Source organism: Rhizobacter sp. P2_D12 (assembly GCF_056404395.1).
In genome coordinates, this window is record NZ_JBFUEB010000078.1 from 25353 (window position 1) to 31481 (window position 6129).

At 68.7% G+C, this 6129-nt stretch carries 7 protein-coding genes; all 7 read left to right on the forward strand.

Annotated elements, in window-relative coordinates:
- Positions 1 to 72 precede the first annotated feature (72 nt).
- The 7 genes from aroQ to AC1DYN_RS23085 all read left to right on the forward strand — a co-directional run bounded on the left by aroQ (position 73) and on the right by AC1DYN_RS23085 (position 5840).
- A complete protein-coding gene (gene aroQ, locus AC1DYN_RS23055; RefSeq protein WP_477963450.1) occupies positions 73 to 531 on the forward strand; it encodes a type II 3-dehydroquinate dehydratase in 459 nt (152 codons plus the stop codon).
- 73 nt (positions 532 to 604) lie between these two features.
- Positions 605 to 1066, forward strand: coding sequence for an acetyl-CoA carboxylase biotin carboxyl carrier protein (gene accB / locus AC1DYN_RS23060; RefSeq protein ID WP_477963451.1), 462 nt, complete (start codon positions 605 to 607; stop codon positions 1064 to 1066).
- Positions 1067 to 1076: 10 nt separating this feature from the next.
- A complete protein-coding gene (gene accC, locus AC1DYN_RS23065; protein WP_477963452.1) occupies positions 1077 to 2426 on the forward strand; it encodes an acetyl-CoA carboxylase biotin carboxylase subunit in 1350 nt (449 codons plus the stop codon).
- 40 nt (positions 2427 to 2466) lie between these two features.
- Positions 2467 to 3375 carry a 50S ribosomal protein L11 methyltransferase gene (gene prmA, locus AC1DYN_RS23070; protein WP_477963453.1) on the forward strand — a complete coding sequence of 303 codons (909 nt, stop codon included), beginning with the start codon at positions 2467 to 2469 and terminating at the stop codon, positions 3373 to 3375.
- 7 nt (positions 3376 to 3382) lie between these two features.
- A complete protein-coding gene (locus AC1DYN_RS23075) occupies positions 3383 to 4420 on the forward strand; it encodes a zinc-ribbon and DUF3426 domain-containing protein (protein WP_477963454.1) in 1038 nt (345 codons plus the stop codon).
- Between the two features lie 29 nt (positions 4421 to 4449).
- Positions 4450 to 5355, forward strand: a complete 906-nt coding sequence (locus AC1DYN_RS23080; protein WP_477963455.1) for a carbohydrate kinase family protein — start codon at positions 4450 to 4452, stop codon at positions 5353 to 5355.
- A 146-nt stretch (positions 5356 to 5501) separates the two neighbouring features.
- Positions 5502 to 5840: a hypothetical protein gene (locus AC1DYN_RS23085; RefSeq protein ID WP_477963456.1), complete on the forward strand. Its 339-nt coding sequence runs from the start codon at positions 5502 to 5504 to the stop codon at positions 5838 to 5840.
- The last annotated feature ends 289 nt before the right edge of the window (positions 5841 to 6129 follow it).

Genomic DNA, 6129 nt, shown 5'->3' on the forward strand with positions numbered 1-6129 from the left:
CCCCTAAAGCGCGTAAAGTTCAGCCTTCGCAAAAATTCCAGGCGGCCTGCCAAGGCGCCTGACACCCGCTTCATGCACATCCTGGTCCTGCACGGTCCGAACCTGAACCTGCTCGGCACCCGCGAGCCGGAGGTCTATGGTTCGATGACTTTGGCGCAGATCGATGCAGATCTCGCCGAGATCGCCACGCAGGCAGGCGCGACGCTGAGCAGCTTCCAGAGCAACCACGAAGGGGCGCTGGTCGACCGGGTGCAGGCCGCACGGCTCGACGGCACGCAGTTCATCATCATCAACCCGGCGGCGTTCACCCACACCAGCGTCGCGTTGCGCGATGCGCTGGCCGGTGTCGCGATCCCGTTCATCGAGGTGCACCTGTCGAACGTGCACAAGCGGGAAGCCTTTCGCCACCATTCCTATTTCTCGGACCTGGCCGACGGCGTGATCGTCGGCCTGGGCGCGGACGGCTATGCCTGCGCCCTGCGCCACGTGCTGGCACGCGACGCGAAGCGCCGCTCGAACCGGGCGGCCTGACCCCGGGGCGCCCGCGGCCCGACCGGGGTCGCGTGCGCCCGAGACAACAACGACGACAGAAGTTGGAGAACCCATGGACCTGCGCAAACTGAAGACCCTGATCGACCTGGTATCGGAGTCGAACATTTCCGAACTGGAGATCACCGAAGCGGACGGCAAGGTCCGGATCGTGAAGTCGGATCCGTCCGCCGTGGCCGCAGGCCCCGTCACCTACGCCGCACCGGTGCTGGCCCCCGTCGCGGCCGCCCCGGCCGCCGCAGCAGCGGCTGCCGCCCCGGCGGAAGCCCCGGCTGCGCCCGCCGGCCACACCGTCAAGTCGCCGATGGTCGGCACCTTCTACGGCGCCGCCAGTCCCGGCGCCAAGCCCTTCGTCGAGGTGGGCAGCACGGTCAAGGAAGGCGAGCCGATCTGCATCATCGAGGCGATGAAGATCATGAACGAGATCGAGGCCGACAAGTCCGGCACCGTCACCAAGATCCTGTGCGCCAACGGCCAGCCGGTCGAGTTCGGCCAGCCCTTGTTCATCATCGAATAAGGCCTCGCGCATGTTCAAGAAGATCCTGATCGCGAACCGAGGCGAGATCGCCCTGCGGATTCAGCGAGCGTGCCGCGAGATGGGCATCAAGTCCGTCATGGTCTATTCCGAGGCCGACCGCGACGCCAAGTACGTCAAGCTGGCCGACGAGGCGGTGTGCATCGGCCCGGCGGCGTCGTCCGCGAGCTACCTCAACATGCCGGCCATCATCTCGACCGCCGAGGTGACCGACGCCGAGGCCATCCACCCCGGCTACGGCTTCCTGTCCGAGAACGCGGACTTCGCCGAGCGCGTCGAGCAGAGCGGCTTCGTCTTCATCGGCCCGACGCCGGACGCCATCCGCACGATGGGCGACAAGGTGTCGGCCAAGCAGGCGATGATCAAGGCGGGCGTGCCCTGCGTGCCCGGCTCCGAAGGCGCGCTGCCCGAAGACCCGAAGGAAATCATCAAGATCGGCCGCGCGGTCGGCTACCCGGTGATCATCAAGGCGGCCGGCGGCGGTGGCGGGCGCGGCATGCGCGTCGTGCACACCGAGGCGGCGCTGATCCACGCGGTGCAGACGACGCGCGCCGAGGCCGGTGCGGCCTTCGRCAACCCGGCCGTCTACATGGAGAAGTTCCTCGAGAACCCGCGCCACATCGAGATCCAGGTGCTGGCCGACGAGCACAAGAATGCCGTCTGGCTGGGCGAGCGCGACTGCTCGATGCAGCGCCGCCACCAGAAGATCATCGAGGAGGCGCCGGCGCCGGGCATCCCGCGCCGCGTGATCGAGAAGATCGGCGACCGCTGCGCCGCCGCCTGCAAGCGCATCGGCTACCGCGGCGCCGGCACCTTCGAGTTCCTGTACGAGAACGGCGAGTTCTACTTCATCGAGATGAACACCCGCGTGCAGGTGGAGCACCCGGTGACCGAGCTGGTGACCGGCATCGACATCGTGCAGATGCAGATCCGCGTCGCGGCCGGCGAGAAACTGCCGTTCCAGCAGCGCCAGATCCAGATGCGCGGGCACGCGATCGAATGCCGCGTCAACGCGGAGGACCCGTACAAGTTCACGCCGTCGCCGGGCCGCATCACGACCTGGCACGCCCCGGGCGGCCCGGGCGTGCGCGTCGACTCGCATGCCTACGCCAACTACTTCGTGCCGCCCAACTACGACTCGATGATCGGCAAGATCATCACGCACGGCGACACGCGCGAACAGGCGCTGGCCCGCATGCGCATCGCGCTGTCGGAGACGGTGGTCGAGGGGATCCTCACCAACATCCCGCTGCACCGCGAGCTGATGGTGGATGCCAAGTTCGTCGAGGGCGGCACCAGCATCCACTATCTGGAAGGCTGGATGAGCCAGCATAAAAGGTGAGCCCCAGTCGCGTCGCTACGCTTGCACAGGTCTGCTGCTGATGTTTGAGCTTCTTCTTCTGGTCCCCGAGGACCTGGTCGAGCCGGTGTCCGACGCGTTGATGGATGAACTCGACGCCTTGTCGGTCTCGGTCGAGGACGCCGATGCCGACACCGAGGCCGAGCACGCGCTGTTCGGCGAGCCGGGCATGCCGGCGCCGCGCGGCGGCTGGCAACGCTCGGTGCTGAAGGCCTTGTTCGCGCAGGAAGACACCGCCACCGAGGCGGCGGCGCTGCTGCTCGCGCAGGACTGGACCGAAGGACTGCAGCTGCAGGCCTTGCAGAAGGTCGAGGACCAGGACTGGGTGCGGCTGACGCAATCGCAGTTCGCACCGGTGCCGGTCACCGACACGTTCTGGATCGTGCCGACCTGGCACGAGCCGCCGGCCGCCGCGCGCACCGTGATCCGCCTCGATCCCGGCCTCGCCTTCGGCACCGGCACGCACCCGACGACGCGCATGTGCCTGCGCTGGATCGCCACCCAGGCGCCGGCACGCGCGGCCGGCTGGTCGCGCGTGCTCGACTACGGCTGCGGCTCCGGCATCCTCGCGATCGGCGCGGCGCTGCACGGCGGGCGCGGCATCGACGCGGTCGACATCGACCCGGCGGCCGTCGAGTCGACGCGCGCCAATGCCACTGCCAACGGCGTGCAGCTGGACGCCGGGCTGCCCGACGCGGCGCACGGCGCCTACCCGCTGGTGCTGGCCAACATCCTGGCCTCGCCGCTGAAGCTGCTGGCGCCGCTGCTGTGCGCCCACGTCGCCGGCGGCGGCGACGTGGTGCTGGCCGGCATCCTGGAGCGCCAGGCGGATGAACTGAAAGCCGCCTACGCCGAGTGGTGCACGCTCGAGGTCAGCGACCAGGAAGACGGCTGGATCCTGATGACGGCGCGAAAGCGGGCCATGGCATGATTTCGCCATGAGCCTGGCCACCCGTTGCACTGCCTGCGGTACCGTCTTCCGGGTCGTCCAGGACCAGCTCAAGGTCTCTGAAGGCTGGGTGCGCTGCGGCCGCTGCGACGAGGTCTTCAACGCGCTCGAGGGGCTGTTCGACCTGGAACGCGATGCGCCGCCCGAGTGGCGCCCACCCGCACCGCCCGTGCCCGCACCGGTGGCCCAGACGCCGGTGTCGGCCACGCCGTCGTTCCAGCCGCTGGCCGACCCGCCCGACGACGACGACATCTTCCAGCTCAGCGAAGACGACCGCATCCATTCGCGCTTCTTCCACCCCGAACAGCCCGACGTCGCGCAGACGCCGGCCCAGGGCGTGGCGCAGCGCGACCGGGTCGACTTCTCCGACGCGCAGTTCAACATGGACCTGCTGGAGAGCGAGGCACGGCCACCGACCGAGCCGCCGCGCAAGTCCAAGCCGGCCAGCAAGCCGGCCGCCAAGGCACCGGCCAAGCCGAGCAAGCCGACGCGCCCGGCTCCGCCCAAGCCCGCGGCCCCCGGCTTCGTGCGCGAAGCACGCCAGCGCGAACGCTGGCGCAGCCCGTGGGTGCGCGGCCTGCTGTCGCTGTGCGCGTTGCTGCTGCTGGCCAGCGCGGCCGGCCAGGCGGCCTTTCATTTCCGCGACCTGGTCGCGGCGCAGTGGCCCGACACGCGGCCCTGGCTGGCGATGGCCTGCCGCCAGTGGCACTGCGAGATCGGCCCGCCGCGGCGCATCGACGACATCGTGGTCGAGAGCAGTGCGCTGTCGCCGGCCAACGGCGGTGCGGCCTACAAGCTCTCGGTCGTGCTGCGCAACCGCGGCAGCCTGGCGCTCGCGATGCCGTCGATCGACCTGAACCTGAGCGACCCGAGCGGCCAGCTGGTGGCCCGCCGTGCGCTCGCACCGATGGACTTCCGCGTCGCGTCGCCGGTGGTGCCGGCAGGCGGCGAAGCGAACCTGCAGGTGCTGCTGTCCACCGACGGCCGCCGCGTCAGCGGCTACACCGTCGAGATCTTCTACCCCTGATCCGTTCCCACCTTTCTCCTGGAGCCTCCATGTCAGCCCTCATCTGCGGATCCCTGGCCTTCGACACCATCACGATGTTCCCCGGCCGCTTCGCGCAGCAGATCCTTCCGGAGCAGGTGCACATCCTCAACGTGTCCTTCCTCGTGCCCACGCTGCGCCGCGAGTTCGGCGGCTGCGCCGGCAACATCGCCTACACGCTGGCGGCGCTGGGCGGCGAGCCGCTGGTGATGGCCACCGTCGGCGCCGACGACGAGGAGTACAGTGCACGCATCGCGTCGTGGGGTGCCAGCACCGAGTACGTGCGCAACGTGCCGGGCAGCTACACCGCGCAGGCGATCATCATCACCGACACCGACAACAACCAGATCACCGCCTTCCACCCGGGCGCGATGCAGTCGGCGCACACCACCACCGTGCCGGCCGACCGCGGCGTGCGCATCGCCATCGTCGCGCCCGACGGCCGCGACGCGATGCTCCAGCATGCGCAGCAGCTGGCCGACGCGAAGATCCCGTTCATCTTCGATCCAGGCCAGGGCCTGCCGATGTTCGACGGCGCCGAGCTGGGCCGCTTCGTTTCGCAGGCAACCTGGGTCACGCTGAACGACTACGAGGCCCGCATGCTGTCCGACCGCACCGGGCAAAGCATCGAGGCGATGTCGCGTTCACATCTGAAGGGCATCGTCGTCACGCTCGGCGCCGAGGGCTGCGAGCTGTGGCAGCAAGGCGTGCGCACCCACGTGCCGGGTGTCGCGGCAAGCGAGGTGGTCGACCCGACCGGCTGCGGCGATGCGTTCCGCGCCGCCCTGCTCTACGGCCTGGAGCGCGGCTGGACGCTGGAGCGTTGCGTGACGCTCGGCAACCGCATCGGCGCGATCAAGATCGCGAGCCGCGGCGGGCAGAACCATGTGATCGATCGCACGGCGCTGGGGGTCTGAACGCGATGGTTCCCTGTCGATCTGACGATTGATGGGTGTTTCCGGCACATCTTCACGCCCGAGCGCCGACAATTGTTGATACCTTCGTACGGTGATCGGCTTGACATCAGGTGGCCGGCAAAGGAACCAAGTTGCAGGCTTTTCAATTGCTCATCCTCATGTTCACGACGCTGGCGCTGTGCGCCGCGACCTGGGGCGCCTGCCATTGGTGGTACGGCCGCCAGGTGAAGGCCTTGCAGCAGAAGGTCGACAAGATGGAGAAGGCGCGCCACGTCGCCGGCCAGCATGCGCTGCAGGCGCGCAAGCAGATCGAGCAGCTGCACAAGCAGATGGCGGTGCTGCAGCAGAAGCGCACCGACCTGCAGGCGGTGATGCAGCACCAGCTGGACGTCGACCTGCCGATGGGCACGGGGCGCAGCGCGGCTGCCGATGACGGCGCGCCGGCGTTGCCGGCGAACGGCTTCGCCGACACGCTGCCGATGTAGGTGCCCGTGCGGCGTTGCCGCGATTTGCCCCTGGCGTGATTGACGATTCCCGGATTGGCATCCGGGCTTGTATGTTCCGTCTGCACCCCCAGACGCAGCGGATGAGGGTGTCGGGATGGAGGGACGATCCGGGCCATCTGCCGTCAGCAGCGGACAGACCACCGTAGTGATTCCCCATTTCGTTCGCCCAAGCGTCGATGAGGAACGCAGCCGCAGCAACCCCGGTCGTGAGACCGGGGGATGCTGACGGCCCATAGATGCAAGCCAACGCCAGCGCGAACGCCCACCC